The organism is Anaerobacillus sp. 1_MG-2023, from assembly GCF_030547345.1.
GTDB classification, from domain to species: Bacteria; Bacillota; Bacilli; order Bacillales; family Guptibacillaceae; genus Guptibacillus; species Guptibacillus hwajinpoensis_B.
Map to the genome: position 1 here is coordinate 81,799 of NZ_JAUORD010000007.1, position 21,228 is coordinate 103,026.

Below are 21,228 nucleotides of genomic sequence, written 5' to 3' on the forward strand. Positions count from 1 at the left end.
ATGTTACAGTCTAATAGGTAAACGAGCGAAGCTTCTTGAAAACATAGGCTATTTTAGACTATATTCTTCACTATTCTGGACTAAGCGGTTGCGACTTGGTTATACTTCTAGTAGTATTAGACTGAATGGCTAAGAATTGAAAAGAGGGTTATAAATGAAAGAATCTATATACGGATTAACGTTTGATCAGCTAACTGAATGGTTGCTAGAACGTGGTCACAAAAAATTCCGTGCCTCCCAAGTATGGGATTGGCTCTATAAAAAGCGTGTTAAAGAATTTTCTCAAATGAATAATGTAAACAAAGACTGTATCAAACTTTTGGAAGAAAACTTTGCGATTCAGACATTAACTCAGGAAATCAAGCAGGAATCTTCTGACGGTACGATCAAGTTCTTGTTCAAATTACAAGACGGGAACGTTATTGAAACGGTACTTATGCGTTTCCATTACGGTCAATCTGTTTGTGTAACGACACAAGTAGGGTGTAATATCGGTTGTTCCTTCTGTGCAAGTGGACTTCTTAAGAAGAGCCGTGACCTTACAAGCGGTGAGATTGTTGAGCAAATCATGAACGTGCAACACGCACTTGATGAAAAGGCGAATGAAGAACGCGTCAGTCATATTGTTATTATGGGAATCGGTGAACCTTTCGATAACTATGATAATATGATGGACTTCCTTCACATCGTTAATTCTCAAAAAGGACTTTGTATTGGCGCGCGCCACATTACGGTTTCAACAAGTGGTCTTGCGAAGCAAATTTACGACTTTGCCAATGAAGATCTTCAGGTGAACCTTGCGATTTCTCTACATGCTCCTAATGATGAGTTGCGTACGAAGATTATGAAAATCAATAAGGCTTATCCGCTTGGAAAATTAATGCCTGCGATTGATTATTATCTTGAGAAAACCAACCGCAGAATTACGTTTGAGTATATTATGTTGAGAGACGTCAATGATCACGTAGAAGAAGCGAAACAACTTGCGAATCTTCTCGCTGACAAACGTCATCTTTCTTACGTAAACTTGATTCCATACAATCCAGTTGATGACCACTCTTATCAGCGTAGTGAAAAAGAATCGATTCTTGCGTTCTATGATACGCTTAAGAAAAACGGTATTAACTGTGTGATCCGTCATGAGAACGGAACAGATATCGATGCTGCATGCGGTCAGCTTCGCAGTAAACAAGTAAAGAAACTCGAAAATGCAGGTAAATAATTCAATTAAGACGCACCTTTAAAGGTGCGTCTTTTTTTATGTAGGGTAATTGACACACTCTCAAACGGGGGAAGCATACACTGTAAACAAAAACGTTTATTTTTAGAAAATAGATGTTTATATATGGGAGATGAATTATGAAAGGATTTATTATTGTCCTTTGTTTTCTCTTTTTATGGATTGCAACAGGTATTTCTTCCGATTATAACCGCTCAAATCCACCTTTCGAATTAAGTGGAGAGGAAGCAAGTGTGAGGTCTGGTTACAATTATCTTCACGTCATTATATTTAACGACCAATTGTCAAGGTTAGACGTTTATGATCAAAATGGTAATCTTGTGAAGGTTTATTATGAGGAAAGCTTAAAAGAGCTCTATCCATCTGCTACCTATCTAAATGCAGAAATTGATGATGAAAAATTGTATCTTATCTTTGAAGAAGAGAACGGACAAATCATTTCAAAAAGAATTGTCGTTGGTGCAAGAGGATCTTTATCGTTTATGCCTGAAAGAAAATAGAAAGGGCTGATAGAATAGATCAGCACCCTCCATGACACTCCTTGTTCACACAGTCTTGCTTCTTATGTGACTTCTTTTTATATCCCTTTACATGGTAATAAATAGTTAGACAATAGCGCCCCGTACAGACGGAGTGCTTCTTATGTCCATGGGGGTGTTGAATAGAACCGGTTTCTTTTCGACGATCTCTTGCTACAATCGTTACTTTACACAGTTGTTGATATGTTCTCGTTCTCGTATTTCCCTCTGGCACATAAAATGCAGGTTCATGACAGTGATCAATTAATACCTCGACTTCCTCACAAACCCCACCATCGTAATAAATTGATAGAGTTCCTGATACTGGTCCTATATCTCCAACCGCTTCCCATATTGGGGCATAAGGGTTGAGGAGTGGATCAATTCGAAAGACGCCACAGATATTTTCTTCCACCAGCTCTCCCTTTGATTGATGGGGACGACGCCTTTCACATAAGGGGTGATCTTCTTGAAACAACGATTTACTTCTTGACATAAGAGCACATCCTTAAACTTCCTTTTATATAGTAAATGCATGGACATTTGTTTTGTATAGATAAGCGTCCAAGTCAATCCAAAAATAAGTATGACAAAAATCATTATTCCTATTTATTGAAATAGCTTATTTAGCTTTCGTTTTTCATTTTTAAATGAAATTAACGAAATAAAAAAACACTCTCCGTCGTAGGACTTCATCGAGTGCAATAGATTATAATCCTGCTGTATATTGAAGATCCATTTCAACAGTAGCTGTACAGAAAACATCTGGGGTTGGAGGCGTAGCAGAAGTACACTGAATTTGAATCAATGTTACGTTCGTTAGTTCTAATACTAAAGAAGATTGTGCATCAACCGTATACTCAATTGCAGCGCCTGTGTCATCCGTTACAATGAGGGTCATAACGCAATCATTTGCTACTGAACTAGTATTGATGATTGATAAAATTCCGCTAGCTAATGAAGGAGCTGGAGTACCTGCTGGAGCAACAAACAAATCAACGGGAACTGGGGCTGCCTCATCTTGACATATTGTACGAACCGGTAGACACCTTTTTATTGCCATTAACGTTGGATTATTACCAAAGAAGTTTGGTGATGAACATGGAGCAGGACAGCAAAATGATGAAGATGAACTTGAATTACACATAATGTATTTCCTCCTGAAGATTTTATTTTTCTTTACATCCTCAATGTATGTCCCAGGATATGTACATGTATAAACGGATGTCCAAGTTTTACGAATTAAGTTGATTAAACTTGAAAAAATGTTTAATTAGGTCCATTCACCGTGTCTCCTGAAGCATTTTCTACTATTTTCAAACTTTTTATTTGAATTTCAAACATTTATTAACAATTATAGGTAAACTAACATTGGGTAAAATGCTTCAATACTTAAGGAGGAATACATATGAATAACAACAAGTTTAGTAAAACACTTATTGCTGCGCTATCGATCGGTTTAATTGCCGGACCTATTGTTCAAACTCCAGCTCATGTAGAAGCCTCAAATGCGAATGTTCACTTACGCCTCATGGAAACGACTGATATTCATACGAATATCGTAAATTATGATTATTATAAGGATCAGCTTACGAATGAGTTTGGACTCGCCAAAACAGCCACATTAATTAACAAAGCTCGTGGTGAAGTTGAAAACAGTTTATTATTCGATAACGGCGATTTACTACAGGGAAATCCGCTTGGTGACTACGTTGCAAAAATCGACCCTCTAAAGAAAGGGGAAACACACCCTGTATACAAAGCCATGAACCTTCTGAATTATGATGCAGGGAACATTGGAAATCACGAATTTAATTTTGGTCTCGATTTCCTTCAGACAAGCCTAGCCGGCGCGAACTTCCCATACATAAATGCGAACGTGTATGTAGATGATCACGATGATGATCCATCAAATGATCAAAACTTTTTCACTCCTTATCAAATTCTTGATAAAACCGTGAAAGATGACTCAGGAACGGAACATCAACTGAAAGTAGGCGTGATCGGATTCGTTCCTCCACAGGTGATGCAGTGGGATAAGGCTAATCTTGAAGGGAATGTGATCGTAAAGGACATTGTTGCAACAGCTAATAAATACGTGCCAGTAATGAAGGCAGAAGGGGCCGATATTATTGTCGCCATACCTCATTCTGGCTTTGAGAAGGCAGCACCACAGGGAAATGACGAGAATGCCGTTTACTACTTAAGCGAAGTGGAAGGCATCGATGCCATTTTATTTGGACATGCCCACAAAGTATTCCCTGGAGATAACAGCTTTCAAGGAGTTGATGGAGTGGATAATACAAAAGGAACCATTAATGGAGTCGCTTCCGTCGAGCCAGGTTACTGGGGAGATCACCTAGGGGTAATCGACCTATCTTTAACGGAAGATAATGGGGAATGGTCAGTGAACGATTCCAAATCTGAAGCTCGTCCCATCTATGATAAAGTAACCAAAACACCACTTGTAGAAGCAGACATGGATATCGTGAATGCAGTGAAAGACGATCATGAAGCGACAATTGATTATGTGCGAACAGCTGTCGGTGAAACAACTGCACCCATAAACAGTTACTTTGCGCTCGTTAATGATGATCCGTCCATCCAGATTGTAACCAATGCTCAGAAATGGTATGTAGAAAACAATATTCAGGGTACCGAATATGAAGGTATTCCAGTTCTATCCGCAGGCGCTCCATTTAAAGCGGGCGGTCGAGGGGGTTCGTCCTACTATACGGATATTCCTGCTGGGGACATTGCGATTAAAAACACAGCTGATCTTTACGTATATCCGAATACACTGAAAGCGGTGCTGTTAAATGGTGACGAACTGAAGGATTGGCTTGAAATGTCAGCAGGCCAATTTAATGTAATCAACAAAAAAGATAAACAGGAACAGCCTTTAATTAATCCTGATTTCCCTTCTTATAACTACGATGTGATTGATGGCGTTACCTATCAAATCGATGTTACAGAACCTGCGAAATATGATATGAGTGGGAGTGTAGTAAATGCTGATGCAAATCGAATTAAATCGCTAAAATACAACGGAGAAAAGGTAACGAAAGACATGTCCTTTATCGTTGCTACAAATAATTACAGAGCGACAGGCGGGGGCCACTTTCCGCACTTAGACGGTTCGAATATTGTCATTGATTCCCCTGATGAAAATAGACAAATTTTAATTGACTATATTCTTGAAAACAAAACAATTAATCCAACAGCTGATCAGAACTGGTCATTTCACACAGTTAATAAGAAGAAACTGAACGTCACTTTTGAATCCTCGTTACAAGCCAAAACCTATGCGGAAAGCATTCAAACGATTCATTTTGTTGATGAAACAGAAAATGGTTTCGCTAAATATACACTCGACTTAACGAAACAGAAAAAAGAAAAGCATCATCATAATCATAAGGGCGAGCACGGCCGCCATCGTTAAGAACGAATTCACGCCAATTCATCAGAATTGGCGTTTCTTATTTTAAGAATTTATCCGATGCAAACAATAGTAGAATATTTACTGATATAATGGAATTACTATCGTACAGAAAGGGATTTATATGACACAAAGCCTGACAAGCACCCAAAGAGATGAGCTTTTTTCAGATCTGACAAATGAGCAACAAACGTATGTAATGAATTTTCTTAAACGCGGTAAAAAAACGGCTTTTGCGAATGTCATAGCTAGAAGTAAAGGGCGGATGATTCCAAGTGGGGCAACGGATGAAGAAATCAGGATGCTGCTTGATGATTGGATACTAGAAGATTACATCGATGCGGGCTTCGTTTCAGATGATTTAAAATGTGAGTGCGGTCGCTCTTTACGGTATCAGTATGTTGTTCGACATGCAAAAACAGGAAAAACACGGCGTTTCGGGATAAATCATTTCGAAGAGCATACCGGATTACCCGCTTCCATTGTGAGAGAAGTTGTGAAGGGATTTATGGAAATAGATTATGAGTTGGATGAGCTACTGTTGAAAAGACAGAACGGCTATCCTACATACGACATTCCTGAAGGATTGAACCTTCCACAAGACATTGAACAGCCACTTTCATTAAATCTTCCATTACTAGATCTACAAGAAAAAAGGCTAAACAGTTTAATCAGATCTTATCGTGAAGACCAAGAAGCTTTTCAAAGAGGGAGCAACACTGTAGAACAAGTAGTCAACCCGAAAAGCAACCAGGAAGAACCGAAATCAGAAGAGGAATTACAAGGTTCTTTTGATTTGTTCGCGGAAGATGTTCAAGAACCTTTACAAGAAAAGACAAGCGAGAAACCTAAGGAAACCTATTTTGTAGGAGACCTTTCATTTACAACACAGGAAGCGGTAGACTCCTATATTCAGCAAGGTATGGAAAGTGCTCTGATGATTTGTGAGCTTTTGATTAAGGAAGGAAAGGTACAAGACAAGAGATACTCCACAAAGAAACCAAAAATTTATTTTGCTGTTTGTACCTACCTCGATTCATTTGTTGCATCTGGATCAATGTCAGTCGAGCCGATAGGGCGTGAAGATCGCATCTATCGACTGAAAAGCAAGAGATCATCTTAACATTTCATAATTATCAGATAAGTGATTGACATTTCCAGTTAACCGGTCTATAATTTCACACATGTTCAAAAATTAAATCAACACTCTTATCAAGAGCGGCGGAGGGAATAGGCCCTATGATGCCCGGCAACCTTTCAACTACGGTTGAAGCTGGTGCCAAATCCTACAGGTGATATCACCTGGAAGATAAGAGGAGGATTATGTTAGCAAACCCTCTTCTTATTGTTTAAGAAGAGGGTTTTTTATTTTATCCAGAAAAGGAGCTGTTACACATGAAAAGAACACTTGAAGAACGATTGCAAGATGGTCCAGTTATTTGCGGGGAAGGTTATCTATTTGAATTAGAGCGTCGTGGTTATTTACAAGCAGGATCATTCGTACCTGAAGTTGCCCTAGACAATCCTGAAGCGCTAAAACAAACGTATCGTGATTATATGCTTGCAGGTTCAGATGTCGTACTTGCTTTTACGTATAATGGTCACCGAGAGAAAATGAGGATTATTGGAAAAGAAGATTTGTTAGAACCGCTCAATAGACAAGCTATCCGCCTGGCTAAGGAAGTTGCGAAAGAACACCCTGAAGAAGAAGCGCTAGTCGCAGGAAACATTTCAAATACAAACTTATTTGATCCTGAAGATGAGGAAAGTAAGGAACAAATTCGATCGATTTTTGCTGAAATGGTGAAATGGAGCAAAGAAGAAGGCGTTGATTTCATCAATGGGGAAACTTTCTACTACTATGAAGAAGCAAAAATAGCGCTAGAAGAGATTCAAAAGCAGGATCTTCAAGCTGTAATTACACTCGGACTCATGAGTGAGAACATTTTAAGGGATGGCTATACCGTTGAAGAGGCTTGCCGTTTGTTAGAAGAACAAGGAGCACTAGTTGTTGGAATGAACTGTTTTAGAGGTCCGGCTACAATGCAACCATACATTGAAAAAATCAGACAGTCTGTTAACGGATACGTTGGAGCTCTTCCAATTCCTTATCGTACATCAGAAGAACACCCAACATTCTTTAACTTACCAGACGGTGGCTGTGCGTGTACATTGCCAACAGAGACGACCTTTCCAACCTCTTTAGATCCGCTTTATTGTAACCGTTATGAGCTAGCGGAATGGGCTAAGGAGGCACAGCAGGTTGGGGTCAATTACTTGGGACTCTGTTGCGGCGCTTCTCCAAGCATGCTGCGAGAGGTGGCTGAAACAGTTGGCAGAACAACTGTAAACTCGGTATATTCTCCAAATATGGAAAAGCACTTTTTGTTTGGAACTGATGAGACATTGAAAGATAACAATACGGCTTATAGAGCAAAGGCCTAATTTATAACAACAACCGGAGAACTTAATTTCTCCGGTTGTTGTTTTTTTACCAAAAACCTATTTGTAGACCTGTACTACAGTATTTAAAGCCATTTTTACATAGGAGATTATATCTACTACATTTTTTCTATAAACTGATTATTTTTGATAACGTTGGCGATGATTAGTAACAGTATCAGTTGAAGAGTAACGAATACAATGGTTTTTGCATTTGATAGGATAACAGCATTTTTCCAATCACGATGTCTGAAATTGATTTTTCCGCTATATAAGTTGCTTTCCAAGTAACATTCTTTTCGAATTAAAGGCTTCTTTTATGAAAAACATCATATTTATGAAGTAGTTGTGTTATTATTTTAAATGTGTTTGAATATGTCCATGAAACATTATTGAACTCAAACCACAATGAAAACGAACTGTTTTATAAGCGAGGTAGCCTATGAATAATCAAAATGTATTAAATGAACTCCGCTCCATTTTACCCAGTGCGGAACTGAAGATAAATGAGCCATTAAATGCACATACGTATACAAAAATGGGTGGATGTGCGGATGTCCTTGTGTTTCCTAACACGCTAGAGGACGCACGAGCAGCAGTTGAGTACGCCTATCAATCTAACTATCCATTAACCATTTTAGGAAAAGGCTCTAATGTTATTATCCAAGATGGAGGCATTAGAGGAATTGTCCTGAATCTTTCTTCACTAAAAGCCATTCAAAAAGAAGAAGAAAAAGTTATTGCTCAAGCTGGCGCACGTATTATTGATGCTTCTGAATTTGCTCGAGACAGCAAACTAAGTGGACTCGAATTCGCTTGCGGGATCCCAGGCTCTGTCGGCGGAGCTGTTTATATGAACGCAGGAGCATACGGTGGAGAAATCGCGGATTGTCTCGAAAGCGTTCTTGCTGTAACAAAAGAAGGAAAGCTCGTTAAATTGACAGCTGATGAACTTGATTTATCTTACCGTCATAGTAATGTAGAAGAAAATGGTCTTCTTGTCCTTGAAGCTACTTTCAAGCTTAAAGTTGGAGAGTATGAGGATATTAAAGCAATCATGGATGACTTAACGGAAAAACGTGAAACAAAGCAACCGCTAGAATACCCTTCATGTGGCAGTGTGTTTAAACGACCTCCTGGCCTTTTTGCTGGTAAGCTCATTCAGGACTCACAGCTTCAGGGTACACGAATCGGTGGAGCTGAAGTCTCCAAAAAGCATGCTGGCTTTATTGTAAATATCGATAATGCGACAGCGACTGACTATCTGGACGTGATTCATCATGTGCAGCGAACAGTAAAAGAAAAGTTTGATGTCGATCTTGAACGTGAAGTTCGCGTCATAGGGGAACCACCTGAAAAACCATAATTCACATGACAGCCGCTCTTACAAAAAGAGCGGCTTTTTAGTGTTCTTTCACTGATATTCGATAAATCTGTGAACATATGAAATCTGCACAATAAGTGCATACTTTACGGATAAAGTAGATATTGGCATACAATTCCAAAGTCTAGAGGAGGACTATTATGAAAAGTAAAACTCAATTGATTGGTGTAATAACATTATCAATGGCGCTCATTCTTGCTGCTTGTGCAAACAACAATGAACAAGTAAATGGAAACTCTACTAACACAGAGGCAAACTCTGAAAGTAATATGGAAGGGATGAATCATTCAGGCTCTGCTGAGGTACCTGAAGACCTACAAAAGTCTGAAAATCCCACTTATCCAGAAGGTAGCACGGCGATCATTGAAGCGAACCATATGAAAGGAATGGAAGGTGCAGAAGCAACTATTGTGGGGGCATATGATACGACAGCTTATGTTGTAACTTACACCCCTGAAGATGGCGGAGAACCCGTAGAAAATCATAAATGGGTCATTCATGAAGAACTGGAGGATCCCGATGAAGCTCCACTTCCATCTGGAACTGAAGTAACATTAATGGCTTCTCATATGGAAGGAATGGAAGGTGCGATTGCAACGATCGAATCTGCTACAGAAACTACCGTATATATGATCGACTACACACCAACAACTGGTGGCGAAAAAGTAACGAATCATAAATGGGTAACGGAAGACGAATTAACCGTAACTGAATAATTGACCATTCATAACCCGAACTGGTTAGGTTCGGGTTATTTTAAAGAGGTTCACTAATATCTGCCGTTCTTCCACTAGATTTTCTAACGCTATCGTCACATACAAGTAGAAAGGATGAAAAGTTTTGAAGAAAATATCGCTCTATACAATAGGTTTAATTCTCACTGTAATACTATCTGCTTGTCAAAATGATCAATCGTCACTAAATGAAAATCAATCAAATGATACAGGACAAAAACAAGCAAATCTCGCATCCATCAGTAACTCTGCCATTTATAAAGAAGCTGATAGAAAACAAATCGATCATGTCCACGGGATCGGTTATCCCGGTAACCGTAATGAACTGCTAGTGGCTACTCACGACGGTCCTCTAATTTATCATAATCAAATCTGGTACGAAGCGACTACAAACAAAAATGATTATATGGGATTCCAAGCTGTAGCTGATGGATTTTATAGTAGTGGACACCCTGGAGAAGGATCTGCGTTACCAAATCCACTTGGATTAATCAAAAGTACAGACCGAGGCAAGACAATAGAAAAGCTAGGTTTTCAAGGCGAAGCTGATTTTCATTATTTAGCTGTGGGATATGAAACGAACGCCATTTATGCAGTAAATCAACAAAGAAATAGCGAAATGGAAATAGGCGTCTATTATAGTGAGGACGCTAAGAAGTGGGTGGATGTCGCGTTAAAAGGAACTCCCGATCAAATAAGTGGGTTATTCACTCATCCAAGTAAGACGAACCTTGTTGCTATAACCTCTCCTTCCGGGTTATATCTCTCTCGTAATCAAGGTGAGTCGTTAACTCGAATCACGAAAGAAGTAGCTGTTAGTACAATGGTTTTTCTAGAGGATCGCTTTATTTATGCAGTGCAGGAACCTAGGAATCAGCTCATTGTTCAATCATTGCAAGACGGTGAAGAGGAAGAAGTGACTATGCCTAATCAATCTTTAGACGCCATTGATTATGTTACAGTCAATCCACAAAATGAGGATGAGGTTGTCTTTCATACAATAAGTGGTAGTCTTTATCAAACAACTGACAATGGGGAATCGTGGACTACTTTAATCAATGAAAGGCAAATCAAGAAATAAGTTGATTTCGGAGAAGAACCCGTATTCTATTCCCTTCGTTTATCAAGAATTTGTGCAGAAAGAATGAAATTTCCTATCCTTCAACTTTATTTGCTAATGACGTTTAATCTGGATCAAATAGGAAAATATGACAGTGTACTTAACTTTTAAGGAGGAATGAGCGAATGTCACAAGAAAATTACGGATCGGTTATTCAAACACTTCATGAATGTATGACAGCCTGTAATCACTGCTACGATTCTTGTTTAAAAGAAGATGATGTCAACATGATGGCGGAATGTATTCGCATGGACAGAGAATGCTCTGATATTTGCGGTTACCTCGAACAAGCTCTCGTGAGAGGAACACCATTTGTTGCTGAACTTGCCACAGCATGTGCGACCATTTGTGAAGCTTGTGGGAATGAATGTAAGAAGCATGAACACAAACATTGTCAGGATTGCGCTGAAGCTTGTTTCAAATGTTCAGAAGAATGCAAGAAATTAGCATCATAATCAAGATAGTGAGGAAGTCTGTTTACTAACACAGGCTTCTTTTTTATGCAGCTGTTTTGTACAATGCAGACAGCCTGCACACTTTCTCGATATAATACTGTTACACTAGCTGTTCATAAAGGAGAAAGACATGAGAATAAAGAGGAAAAGTAAATTAGCAACAAAATTAGGTCTATTTTTTCTCATAAGCATCTTACTACTCGAAGGTATTTTGTTCATGGTGCTGTACTTCGGTTTTTTAAACGAACGCATTATGGCAGAAACGGATGCCCTTCTAGCAAGAGGGAATAGCCATAGAGATGTACTAGCGAAGCATTTCAATCGTGAGACAATGGAACACGTTGCACTTATGGAATCTGAAGCTGAGACGCAGGTAGTCATAACAAATGAAAAGAATACCATCCTTGTTCATTCTAATAAAGTCATGCCTACTATTGAAGAAAAAATTGCTTCCTCAAACCCCCTCCCTGTAACAGGAGCTATTGTGGAAGGAGATTGGGGTGAAGAACCTTTTGTTACAACTGGTTCTCCGATTTTTGTTGATGATGAGCTTGTTGGAAACGTGTATATGATTCTTGATACACAAGGTATTCGCGACGTACGAGACCACTTAACGACCCAATTTTTGATTATTAGTGGACTAGCACTCTTCCTTACCATTATTACAATTATTTACCTTTCAAGAATCATTACACGCCCATTGATTGATATGAAAATAGCCACACAGAAAATGAGTACAGGGAATCATGATGTCTCATTAAAAGTAGATCGAAACGACGAATTAGGTGAATTAGCCAAAGCGATCCAGAGTTTGTCCGACGATTTGCTACGATTAAAAAACGATCGCAGTGATTTTCTAGCTAATATTGCCCATGAACTTAGAACACCATTAACTTATCTTAACGGCTACGCTGACATTGCTCAGCGAGAAGCGTTATCGCTCGACGAGAGAAACACTTATCTAGCCGTTATTAAAGAAGAATCCGAAAACTTAACCTCGCTCGTTCGAGATTTATTTGATATGGCCCAAATGGATCAACAAGGATTTTCGATTGATCGTGAATCAGTCGATTTATGTCCATTAATTCATCAAATTAGAGAGAAAGTGAAGCCTGCTTTTGATCGAAAAGGAATTGATTTGAAAGTATCATGTCAGAACGATATTCGCTTAACGATTGACCCTGCGAGGTTTTCTCAAGTGATGTTAAATCTGTTAGATAATGCTTTACACTATAGTGAACAAGGAAAACATGTATTAATCGATGTCAGCGTCTCTCAAAAGACAGTCATCATAAAAGTGGTTGACGAAGGAGAGGGGATTCCTGTGAAGGATTTACCTTTCATCTTTGAACGCCTTTATCGTGTTGATAAATCCCGTTCAAGAAAGTATGGTGGCTCCGGACTCGGTCTTGCTATTGCCAAAGAAATTGTTGAAAGGCACGGTGGGAGCATATCTGCTAATAGTGAAGAAGGGAAAGGCACGACAATGACAATCGCCTTAGCAGGAGTTGAATAAATTGAAATATGTTCTAGCTGTAGATGACGAAGAAAGAATGGTTGATTTAATCTCTCTCTACTTAAAGCCACATGGATATTGTATATATAAAGCAAACACAGGCTTAGATGCACTTAATAAACTAAAGAAAACTCATGTGGATATGGTCTTGTTAGATATTATGATGCCAGATATGGATGGTTGGAAAACATGTGAAGAGATCAGAAAACAGTCAGATGTTCCAATTATTATGCTAACAGCACGTGAACAATCAGAAGACATTGTAAAAGGACTAAAGCTAGGTGCAGATGATTACATTACTAAACCTTTCGATGAACGAGTTCTCCTTGCTAGAATGGAGGCAGTCTCTCGACGCTTAAAGCAGGTTGATTTAAATCAATTGGTGTTTAAAGGACTCACGTGGGATGCAGATAAACATCTTGTTTCTTACAACGGTTCCCTTATCCCTGTTACCCCCATTGAATTTAAGCTTCTTGGACTTTTCTTGAAAAATCCTGAAAAAGTTTTTAGTCGTGATCACCTGATTCAAATGATTTGGGGATTTGAATCAAGTACAGAAGGACGCACGATTGACTCACATATACGGAATTTACGGGATAAATGTCGATCTGTTAACTTCCAGATCGACGAATATTTAGTGACCATATGGGGTGTAGGGTATAAGTGGAAAAAACTTAAAAATTGATTGATATAACGGAGTTCATTTATATTTTCCATAGTACTGATCATTATCCTTTTACATATAAGGTGTATTTACACTTGGGAATACGCACCAGTATATTAAGTCCGAGTTGACTTAAACTAACCTGTGTGACTAACAATTGATTAGAAACACACCTTTAAACTTTTATCTAAGGAAGTGACCTGAAGTGTACAATAAAAAGCGTAATCAAAAAGGGAAAGGGAAAACCGCTACCGTCATGGCATTAAGTGCATTAGGAGGAGCGGCTGCCTACGCACTAACTAGTCGGATGCAGGACGGGTTTATGGGCATGCAACAGCATCATTCTCAACAAAATTCTTCCCATCAACCTCAATCGCACTCTCAACATCAAGATCCAGAAGCTTTGAAGCAAATGGCTTCCGCTCAAGGAATCGATAATGATGCCATTGCCCAATTTACAAACGCAATAAAAGACGATTTGCGCTAATTTAAGCACTCCCACTTGGGGGTGCTTTTCTTACGAATTACCTATGTTAGCTTATACTGTTGATCGAAGGGAACGGATCAACTGAATCCCCTATAAAGTTAAGAAAAAATGATGTTTCAAGAGAAGGCAATGTTCTTTTATCAATTACTAAAGGTTAGCCAATTCTTATGTAGAATAGATAGATAGTACGAGATTTCCCTTAAACAAAAAGGAGTGTTTAAATGATCAATCAAATCGGTCAAATCATGCTCTACGTGGACAATCAGGAAGAAGCACTCACATTTTGGACGGAAAAAATCGGTTTTCGCTTAGTTTCGAAAGAAGATAACGATAGTCCAATGAAATGGATGGAGGTTGCGCCTACTTTGGTAGGGGGAGCGACGAGTATCGTTCTTCATGATAAAGCGTTTATTGCGAAGATGGAACCTGAATTAAACCTTGGAACACCATCGCTTATGTTTTTCACTGACGACATCGATCGGCTATATGAAGATTATAAAGACAAGGAAATAACTGTTGGAAAGATCGCATCAATGCCTTCAGGACGAATCTTTAACTTTGCAGATCCAGAAAATCACTATTTCGCGGTTATGGAGCGAAGCAAAGCATAAAAGAAAGACCTTCTCCTCACACAGTTTTATGACAAACACTATCGACTACTCGATGGTGTTTTTTTGATGTAATGAAACAGAATCTTATATAGGACGGTGATTAAAATCAGAATAATCGAAAATAAACTAGATTTGAAGTATTTAATGCATTATAATAACATCCAAGAAGGATATACTTCACAATATCAAAGGAGTAGTTATGAAGCATTTATCAATCAATCAAATGGTTAAAAAACACTATTCATCACTTTCTCCAGGTCAGAAGAAAGTCGCAGAATGGATTACTCAAAATGATGAGGAAGGAGCATTGCTTACTGCTTTTCAAATGGGGAGGAAAGTAGATGTAAGTGAAACAACGGTCATTCGATTCGCCTATGCACTAGGATTTAAAGGATATTCCGAAATGCAAGAAGCCGTGCGGCGTCATTGGTTAGAGAAAAAGCAAGATCATCAAGAAATTCCTTCACACGTACAAGAACCAACGGAGCAGACTCTTTTCAAACAGGCGATAGAAAAAGAAACATCTGTCTTAAAACAATTATTAGCACAATTGGATGTAGAAGAGGTCTGGAAGGTAGTCGATCATTTCATTGAGGCAAAAAGTGTATACATTGCAGGATTTGGGAGTTCCTATGGAGCGGCGTACTGGTTGTATTATAACTTAAAGCAATTCAGAGCAGGTGTATTTCTATCTGAACCCATGGCTTTTTCTCCTGAAGATCTTTGTGACCTTACGCAAGATTCAGTCGTTGTGATTCTTTCATTCCCGCGTTATCACAAAGAAGCGATCGAACTTGCTACATTTACTCAAAGGCTAGGAATTCCTGTGGTATCTATTACAAATCGGCATTTATCTCCAATTGGTCCGCTTTCTAGAATAACGTTAACAACCGAAGAGAAGATGGACTCAGGACACCATTCCATTGCCTCGGTCATTAGTCTTCTAGAAGTGATCATTCAAGGGGTGCAATTCAAAGATCGAGAACGAATAAGTCTTCGCCAACAAACGTTGGAACAACTTTATAGTGAGCGTCATTGGTTTGTGGAATAAACTTTGAGAATAAGGGTGGAATGGGAATGAATGAATTATCAAAACGTAACGAAACAGTTAAGGTATCACATTTTTCTACAAAAGATATCTTAACCTTTTTAATTCCGTCATTAATAGGGATCCTCTTATTTATTGTGCCGATAACACAAGATGGGGGTATCACGATCCCTGTGGCGTTTTTAGCGGGACAAATTAACGCTTCAATCGGCGAACTCATACCTGCTATAACGGTTTTCATTATGGTAGTAGCGACAGTAGGATCATTTGTAGCAGTAACGATTAACCCTCAATTTTTAGCAAGAAACCCAGCTTTACATACGTTATTACACGTTCGTCCATTCTGGTTAATTGCGCGTTTACTCGGAACAATATTTGCTGTCATGACGCTATACCAACTAGGACCAGAAATGATTTACTCCGAAAATACTGGTGGGCTTTTAATTTACGACTTAATCCCAATCTTATTTTCAACATTTTTACTAGCTGGGCTATTGTTGCCGCTTCTTCTCAACTTTGGACTTCTTGAATTCTTTGGGGCATTGCTTATTAAAATCATGAGACCGCTCTTCAAATTGCCTGGTCGATCATCTCTTGATTGTCTTGCATCATGGGTAGGAGACGGAACAATCGGCGTTCTTCTCACAACAAAGCAATACGAAGATGGGTATTACACAAAAAGAGAAGCCGCTGTTATTGCAACCACTTTTTCAGTTGTTTCCATTACATTTACAATCGTCATTATTTCCTATTTGAATTTGGAGCAGTATTTTCTACATTACTATGCAACCATCATATTTGCTGGACTTGTAGCGGCACTCATCATGCCACGCATTCCACCATTGTCTCGAAAGTCAAATAAAGCATATGAACATACAGAATTAAAGAAAGAAACGGGGATTCCAGAACAATTTTCACCCGCTAAATGGGGCTTTCATCAAGCGGTTTCAAAAGCCCAAAAGAATAAAGGACCGATGAGCGTAATAAAAGAAGGCGTACAGAACGTATTAGACATGTGGTTAGGCGTTTTACCAATCGTAATGGCTATAGGTACCATTGCTTTGATTACAGCAGAATTCACCCCATTCTTTACGATTCTAGGGAAGCCGTTTGAACCGATCCTAACATGGATGCAAGTGCCAGAAGCTGGTGAAGCCGCTCAAACAATGGTTGTCGGATTTGCGGATATGTTTCTACCAGCTGTGATTGGTAGTGGCATTGAAAGTGAATTAACCCGCTTCGTCATTGCCTGTGTATCTGTAACACAATTAATATACATGTCTGAAATGGGTGGATTACTCCTCGGATCTAAACTTCCTATCAGCATTGTCGATTTAATCATCATTTTCTTAATTCGCACATGTATTACACTGCCGATCGTTGTTGCTATCGCTCACCTTATCTTTTAAAAGAAAGGAAGTTCGAATGTGAATTTCGTAGAAGAAAACCATGATAAGATTTTAAAAACATATCATGAGCTACATCAACTTGCTGAGCCAAGCTGGCAAGAAGAGAAAACAGCTCATTACTTAAAGGAAAAGTTAGCGGAAGTCGGTTATCACATCCAAACCTTTCATGGGCACTTTGGATTTATTGCAGAGTTTAAAGGAAAAAAGGCTAATGTGATCGCTCTTCGTGCAGATATGGATGCGCTTGTTCAAGAGGTAGAGGGGGTTGTTAAGCCCAATCACTCCTGCGGTCATGATGCGCATAGCACAATGGTGCTATTTGCCGCATTATCACTCATAAAAGAGCCGATGCAGCATACCATTCGCTTTATCTTTCAACCTGCGGAAGAAATGGCTGAAGGAGCACTAAAAATGATAGAAGAGAATGTGCTAAAAGACGTTATGTTTCTAGCAGGGATTCATTTGCGTCCATCGATGGAGATTTCTTATGGCAAAGCCGCACCGATTATTTCGCACGGCTCAACCACCAGTATAAAAGGTTGGATCAAAGGCGTGCCTTCACACGCGGCTAGACCTGAGACAGGTAATAACCCGCTTGAAGCAGCAGCGGTTTTAATTCAGGAAATCCAGCGTATTCGGTTAAATGTTCCTGATCCTTTTTCAGTGAAGATTACTGAGCTTCATGGCGGGGAAGCATCTAATTCGATTCCCGCTAAAGCCCGCTTCACACTGGACTTAAGGTCAAGGTCCAACGAAACAATGAAGAAACTGATCGATCAAACGAAATACATCATTTCTAAAGTAGGAGAGCTAACAGAAACAGAAATAGCGTCTGAAATAGCCGAATATTCTCCAGCCGCTGTTAAGAACGATTTGGCCATTACCCTCGCTAGAAAGGCGATTACTTCTTCTTTAGGTGCTAACAATGTAGTGGATGAGTGTGTGTCACCAGGAGCGGAGGATTTTCATTTCTATTCATTAAAGTATCCTCATCTTACTGCAACCATGATTGGGCTAGGATGTGATTTAACGCCTGGATTACATCATCCTGATATGCAATTCAACAAGGAAGCATTGATCGATGGCACGAAAATCCTCATTCAATTGTTGTTAGAAGCCGATCAATATGAATGGTAAGAAAGAAGGGATACGAGTTGAAAGCAAACGTACTTAAATCATTAACGATCCGCACCCTTCATTCGGTTGAAGAGCTTGAGGAAGTGAGACGATTAGAAACAATCGTATGGAGCTTTAATGATTCCGTACCAGTAAATCAAAGTATGGCCGTTGTCAAAAACGGTGGATTTATATTAGGAGCCTTTTATCAAGACAGACTTATCGCTTTTCAATATAGCTTTCCAGGATTTAATGGTGAGAAAGTGTATCTTGTTTCTCAAAGTTTAGGCATTCATCCAGATTATCGAAGACTAGGAATTGGTGAAAGACTGAAAATCGAACAAAGAAAAGCAGCGTCAAACATGGGATACGATTTCATTACGTGGACGTATGATCCGCTAGAGACGGTTAACGGCACGCTAAACTTACACAAGTTAGGGGCAGTCGTGAGCACGTACCTTCCAAATGTCTACGGTCTCATGGATGATAATCTCAATGCAGGGATACCAACTGATCGCTTTTTAGTTGAGTGGGATACGAATGAGATGAAGCGAAGTACTGAAACGACTCCAACGATACCTTATGCTCTTATACCAGGTGGAGATAACCTTTTTAGCAAGCCTGAAAAACTAGACCTTTCCCTTAATGCTAGTAAGATATTTGTACCTGTTCCAGGAAACTTTCAAGAAATCAAAAAGTGCGATCTATCACTAGCTATTGACTGGAGAGAACAAACAGGACTTGTTTTTTCTAACTACCTAAAGAGAGGGTGGAAAGTGACTGATTTACTAAAAAGGGAAGAGTATCCACATCATTATGTATACCTCTTAGAGAAAGGTGATCAAAACAATGAAAATTAGTAGCATTATCTTAAGACAAATCAAGATGGACCTACTTCATCCTTTTACAACAAGTGTTGGAACCGAGCGAGACAAAGATATTATACTAATTGAAGCAAGATCTCATTCTGGCCAATCAGGATGGGGCGAATCGGTCGCCATTATGGAACCAATTTATAACGAAGAAACCGTTCGTACCAATTGGCACATGATGAATGACCATTTAATTCCGCTGCTTCATCAACAAGACATCACTCACCCTGATGAGGTATCAGAACGTTTCAAGAAAATTCGCGGCAATTATAACGCCAAAGCGGCGATTGAATGTGCGATATGGGATCTATATGCTAAAGAAAACAATCTACCGTTAGCTCAAGCACTTGGCGGGGTGAAGAATAAAATAGAAGTTGGCGTCAGCGTAGGAATTCAATCTTCACATGAAAACATTTTAAAGCAAATAGATGAATATCTCCAGAGCGGGTACAAACGCATTAAGATTAAAATCATGCCTGGTTGGGATATTGAGATTCTAGCTATGATACGCAAAAAATTCCCAACGATCGAGTTAATGGCCGATGCGAACTTCGCTTATACACTCGATGACATTGAACACCTTAAGAAGCTAGATCAGTTCCATTTAATGATGATTGAACAGCCTCTTGCTCATGACGACATCATTGATCATGCCAAACTTCAAGCTCAATTGGATACACCTATTTGTTTGGATGAAAGCATTCATACTTATGAAGATGCGAGAAAAGCCATTGAACTTGGAAGTTGTCGAATCATTAACCTTAAAATCGGTCGCGTTGGAGGCTTAACTGAATCTAAGAAAATCCATGACCTATGTACAAAGCATCATATTCCTATGTGGTGTGGCGGGATGTTGGAAGCAGGGATTGGCCGAGCCCATAACCTCGCCATCACTTCACTCAGTCAATTTACATTGCCAGGAGATACAGCTCCATCAGCTCATTACTGGAAGCGGGATATTATTAAACCAGAAGTAGCAATGAACAATGGTTATATCGACATCCCTGAAGGTCCGGGTATAGGATTTGAGCCTGATCTTGAGTATATTGACGAATTGACGGTACATAAGGATGTAGCAGTGTTGAAATAGAAATTAATAAATGCGGAAGTCACTTATTTTAATAGAGATAAGTGACTTTTTTTGTTTTCTAAGCACCTTTTTTGGAAAAAGAACTGTAATTCATAACAAATATGAAGGATATAAGATCAAAAAGTGCCATTTTCACGAACACAGAACATTTGTTCTTAGTCGAATTTGTTTAGTAGTTTGTGAAGGTGAGCTATTTTACTAAAAACGAGTGGAATTTAGTAAAATATGACGTTCTCGATACAAAAGTGCCAATTTTACGAGGTGGCGAACGTTTGTTCTATCGTGTGTTTATACTATAAAATAGATGAAAAGGAGGTTATAAAATGTCTAAAATGAAACTCAGTATGAATGAAGTGATATCTCTCTAAGAGAGCGGTTCTAGTACTAGCGAAATAAGCTTATTAGCAGGAGTTTCTGACAGACACATTCGGCAGCTACTGACCACTAATGGCGTTGAAAAGCGAGCAAGAGGGAGCTGGAAAAGGAAATACTCCTTTATGGATATATTGCCTCTCAATCACAATCTATTGCTTTTACGCAGAAAGATCCAACTATTCTGGAAGAAAACAAGAACGTTTTCGATTCAAATCAAACTTTATATAAAAATATCGGGGTATACAGTTTGCTTTTTCACAGCAAAATTATGAAAAACGATCTTCGAACGCTATTTAATATTACATCTTAGAAAAGTTACAATATCACGTTTCCGATTGTATCAGAACAATATATTCATTATTTTATAAGAGGATATTTTGACGGCGATGGTCACGTAAATATATGGAGACTTTGCTAACAACGCTAACGCAGTATGGATTTGATCCATATATGAGTGGAAATGGAAAACACTACCGAGTTTTTATTACTGGCAGGATACCAATTAAACAATTCACCGATTGGATTTATCATGACAAGCCACTTTATTTAAAACGTAAATATGAAGCTTTTGCTCAGGAAACATTTACAGCTGATGAACTGCATGATCGAAAACGAAACCGAGATCGCAAATAAGCGTTCAATGAATTGATATGAATCCAAATGAAGCAAGTAGAGGAGTACACAAAAGTTCATTTGTACTCCTTTGCT

General features: G+C 38.9%; 21 protein-coding genes and 1 riboswitch. Of the genes, 19 read left to right on the plus strand and 2 right to left on the minus strand.

Annotation, left to right across the window (positions count from 1 at the left end; all coding sequences use genetic code 11):
* Positions 1–154: 154 nt before the first annotated feature.
* Positions 155–1,222, plus strand: a complete 1,068-nt coding sequence (gene rlmN, locus Q4550_RS13305) for a dual-specificity RNA methyltransferase RlmN (protein ID WP_098443743.1) — start codon at positions 155–157, stop codon at positions 1,220–1,222.
* Positions 1,223–1,359: 137 nt separating this feature from the next.
* Complete coding sequence (locus Q4550_RS13310; protein ID WP_303533350.1) at positions 1,360–1,740, plus strand: hypothetical protein; 381 nt, start codon at positions 1,360–1,362, stop codon at positions 1,738–1,740.
* Between the two features lie 19 nt (positions 1,741–1,759).
* Here the strand turns inward: Q4550_RS13310 and Q4550_RS13315 are convergent, their stop codons facing one another.
* Positions 1,760–2,254 carry an S-Ena type endospore appendage gene (locus Q4550_RS13315; protein ID WP_194221745.1) on the minus strand — a complete coding sequence of 165 codons (495 nt, stop codon included), beginning with the start codon at positions 2,252–2,254 and terminating at the stop codon, positions 1,760–1,762.
* A gap of 213 nt (positions 2,255–2,467) precedes the next feature.
* Complete coding sequence (locus Q4550_RS13320) at positions 2,468–2,905, minus strand: hypothetical protein (RefSeq protein WP_303533353.1); 438 nt, start codon at positions 2,903–2,905, stop codon at positions 2,468–2,470.
* Positions 2,906–3,166: 261 nt separating this feature from the next.
* On the opposite strand from Q4550_RS13320, the gene Q4550_RS13325 reads away from it, so the two are divergent.
* The 17 genes from Q4550_RS13325 to Q4550_RS13405 all read left to right on the plus strand — a co-directional run bounded on the left by Q4550_RS13325 (position 3,167) and on the right by Q4550_RS13405 (position 21,153).
* A complete protein-coding gene (locus Q4550_RS13325) occupies positions 3,167–5,200 on the plus strand; it encodes a bifunctional 2',3'-cyclic-nucleotide 2'-phosphodiesterase/3'-nucleotidase (RefSeq protein WP_303533355.1) in 2,034 nt (677 codons plus the stop codon).
* A 121-nt stretch (positions 5,201–5,321) separates the two neighbouring features.
* Positions 5,322–6,320, plus strand: coding sequence for a DUF3895 domain-containing protein (locus tag Q4550_RS13330; RefSeq protein ID WP_303533357.1), 999 nt, complete (start codon positions 5,322–5,324; stop codon positions 6,318–6,320).
* Between the two features lie 83 nt (positions 6,321–6,403).
* Positions 6,404–6,513, plus strand: a riboswitch (SAM riboswitch).
* A gap of 79 nt (positions 6,514–6,592) precedes the next feature.
* Positions 6,593–7,642, plus strand: a complete 1,050-nt coding sequence (locus Q4550_RS13335) for a homocysteine S-methyltransferase family protein (protein WP_303533360.1) — start codon at positions 6,593–6,595, stop codon at positions 7,640–7,642.
* Positions 7,643–8,081: 439 nt separating this feature from the next.
* Positions 8,082–9,005: a UDP-N-acetylmuramate dehydrogenase gene (murB, locus tag Q4550_RS13340; RefSeq protein ID WP_303533363.1), complete on the plus strand. Its 924-nt coding sequence runs from the start codon at positions 8,082–8,084 to the stop codon at positions 9,003–9,005.
* 158 nt (positions 9,006–9,163) lie between these two features.
* The gene (locus Q4550_RS13345) at positions 9,164–9,739 is read left to right on the plus strand and encodes a YdhK family protein (protein ID WP_303533366.1); all 576 of its coding nucleotides are present in this window, start codon (positions 9,164–9,166) and stop codon (positions 9,737–9,739) included.
* A 124-nt stretch (positions 9,740–9,863) separates the two neighbouring features.
* Complete coding sequence (locus Q4550_RS13350) at positions 9,864–10,838, plus strand: F510_1955 family glycosylhydrolase (protein ID WP_303533369.1); 975 nt, start codon at positions 9,864–9,866, stop codon at positions 10,836–10,838.
* A gap of 164 nt (positions 10,839–11,002) precedes the next feature.
* Positions 11,003–11,332 carry a four-helix bundle copper-binding protein gene (locus tag Q4550_RS13355; RefSeq protein WP_303533372.1) on the plus strand — a complete coding sequence of 110 codons (330 nt, stop codon included), beginning with the start codon at positions 11,003–11,005 and terminating at the stop codon, positions 11,330–11,332.
* Between the two features lie 130 nt (positions 11,333–11,462).
* Positions 11,463–12,848, plus strand: coding sequence for a sensor histidine kinase (locus tag Q4550_RS13360; protein ID WP_303533375.1), 1,386 nt, complete (start codon positions 11,463–11,465; stop codon positions 12,846–12,848).
* Position 12,849: 1 nt separating this feature from the next.
* On the plus strand, positions 12,850–13,533 hold the full coding sequence (locus Q4550_RS13365; protein ID WP_303533378.1) for a response regulator transcription factor: 684 nt from the start codon (positions 12,850–12,852) through the stop codon (positions 13,531–13,533).
* 184 nt (positions 13,534–13,717) lie between these two features.
* On the plus strand, positions 13,718–13,999 hold the full coding sequence (locus Q4550_RS13370; RefSeq protein ID WP_194221756.1) for a hypothetical protein: 282 nt from the start codon (positions 13,718–13,720) through the stop codon (positions 13,997–13,999).
* A gap of 221 nt (positions 14,000–14,220) precedes the next feature.
* Entirely contained in the window at positions 14,221–14,610 is a 390-nt protein-coding gene (locus Q4550_RS13375) for a VOC family protein (protein ID WP_303533381.1), read from the plus strand.
* 199 nt (positions 14,611–14,809) lie between these two features.
* Positions 14,810–15,661 (plus strand): MurR/RpiR family transcriptional regulator, encoded by an 852-nt coding sequence (locus Q4550_RS13380; RefSeq protein ID WP_303533384.1) that lies wholly within the window; start codon positions 14,810–14,812, stop codon positions 15,659–15,661.
* 26 nt (positions 15,662–15,687) lie between these two features.
* Positions 15,688–17,067, plus strand: a complete 1,380-nt coding sequence (locus Q4550_RS13385; RefSeq protein ID WP_303533386.1) for a YjiH family protein — start codon at positions 15,688–15,690, stop codon at positions 17,065–17,067.
* A gap of 18 nt (positions 17,068–17,085) precedes the next feature.
* Positions 17,086–18,204 carry an amidohydrolase gene (locus Q4550_RS13390; RefSeq protein ID WP_303533389.1) on the plus strand — a complete coding sequence of 373 codons (1,119 nt, stop codon included), beginning with the start codon at positions 17,086–17,088 and terminating at the stop codon, positions 18,202–18,204.
* Positions 18,205–18,221: 17 nt separating this feature from the next.
* Positions 18,222–19,043, plus strand: coding sequence for a GNAT family N-acetyltransferase (locus Q4550_RS13395; protein WP_303533392.1), 822 nt, complete (start codon positions 18,222–18,224; stop codon positions 19,041–19,043).
* Entirely contained in the window at positions 19,033–20,145 is a 1,113-nt protein-coding gene (gene menC, locus Q4550_RS13400; RefSeq protein WP_303533394.1) for an o-succinylbenzoate synthase, read from the plus strand. The genes Q4550_RS13395 and menC overlap by 11 nt, the downstream gene beginning before the upstream one ends.
* Positions 20,146–20,922: 777 nt before the next feature.
* Entirely contained in the window at positions 20,923–21,153 is a 231-nt protein-coding gene (locus Q4550_RS13405; protein WP_303533397.1) for a hypothetical protein, read from the plus strand.
* Positions 21,154–21,228: the final 75 nt, after the last annotated feature.

Excerpts from the sequence above, each read along its gene's own strand:
- rlmN (WP_098443743.1), top strand. The coding sequence starts at position 155 with ATGAAAGAATCTATATACGGATTAACGTTTGATCAGCTAACTGAATGG.
- Q4550_RS13310 (WP_303533350.1), top strand. The coding sequence starts at position 1,360 with ATGAAAGGATTTATTATTGTCCTTTGTTTTCTCTTTTTATGGATTGCA.
- Q4550_RS13315 (WP_194221745.1), bottom strand. The coding sequence starts at position 2,254 with ATGTCAAGAAGTAAATCGTTGTTTCAAGAAGATCACCCCTTATGTGAA.
- Q4550_RS13320 (WP_303533353.1), bottom strand. The coding sequence starts at position 2,905 with ATGTGTAATTCAAGTTCATCTTCATCATTTTGCTGTCCTGCTCCATGT.
- Q4550_RS13325 (WP_303533355.1), top strand. The coding sequence starts at position 3,167 with ATGAATAACAACAAGTTTAGTAAAACACTTATTGCTGCGCTATCGATC.
- Q4550_RS13330 (WP_303533357.1), top strand. The coding sequence starts at position 5,322 with ATGACACAAAGCCTGACAAGCACCCAAAGAGATGAGCTTTTTTCAGAT.
- Q4550_RS13335 (WP_303533360.1), top strand. The coding sequence starts at position 6,593 with ATGAAAAGAACACTTGAAGAACGATTGCAAGATGGTCCAGTTATTTGC.
- murB (WP_303533363.1), top strand. The coding sequence starts at position 8,082 with ATGAATAATCAAAATGTATTAAATGAACTCCGCTCCATTTTACCCAGT.
- Q4550_RS13345 (WP_303533366.1), top strand. The coding sequence starts at position 9,164 with ATGAAAAGTAAAACTCAATTGATTGGTGTAATAACATTATCAATGGCG.
- Q4550_RS13355 (WP_303533372.1), top strand. The coding sequence starts at position 11,003 with ATGTCACAAGAAAATTACGGATCGGTTATTCAAACACTTCATGAATGT.
- Q4550_RS13360 (WP_303533375.1), top strand. The coding sequence starts at position 11,463 with ATGAGAATAAAGAGGAAAAGTAAATTAGCAACAAAATTAGGTCTATTT.
- Q4550_RS13375 (WP_303533381.1), top strand. The coding sequence starts at position 14,221 with ATGATCAATCAAATCGGTCAAATCATGCTCTACGTGGACAATCAGGAA.
- Q4550_RS13380 (WP_303533384.1), top strand. The coding sequence starts at position 14,810 with ATGAAGCATTTATCAATCAATCAAATGGTTAAAAAACACTATTCATCA.
- Q4550_RS13385 (WP_303533386.1), top strand. The coding sequence starts at position 15,688 with ATGAATGAATTATCAAAACGTAACGAAACAGTTAAGGTATCACATTTT.
- menC (WP_303533394.1), top strand. The coding sequence starts at position 19,033 with ATGAAAATTAGTAGCATTATCTTAAGACAAATCAAGATGGACCTACTT.
- Q4550_RS13405 (WP_303533397.1), top strand. The coding sequence starts at position 20,923 with ATGGAGACTTTGCTAACAACGCTAACGCAGTATGGATTTGATCCATAT.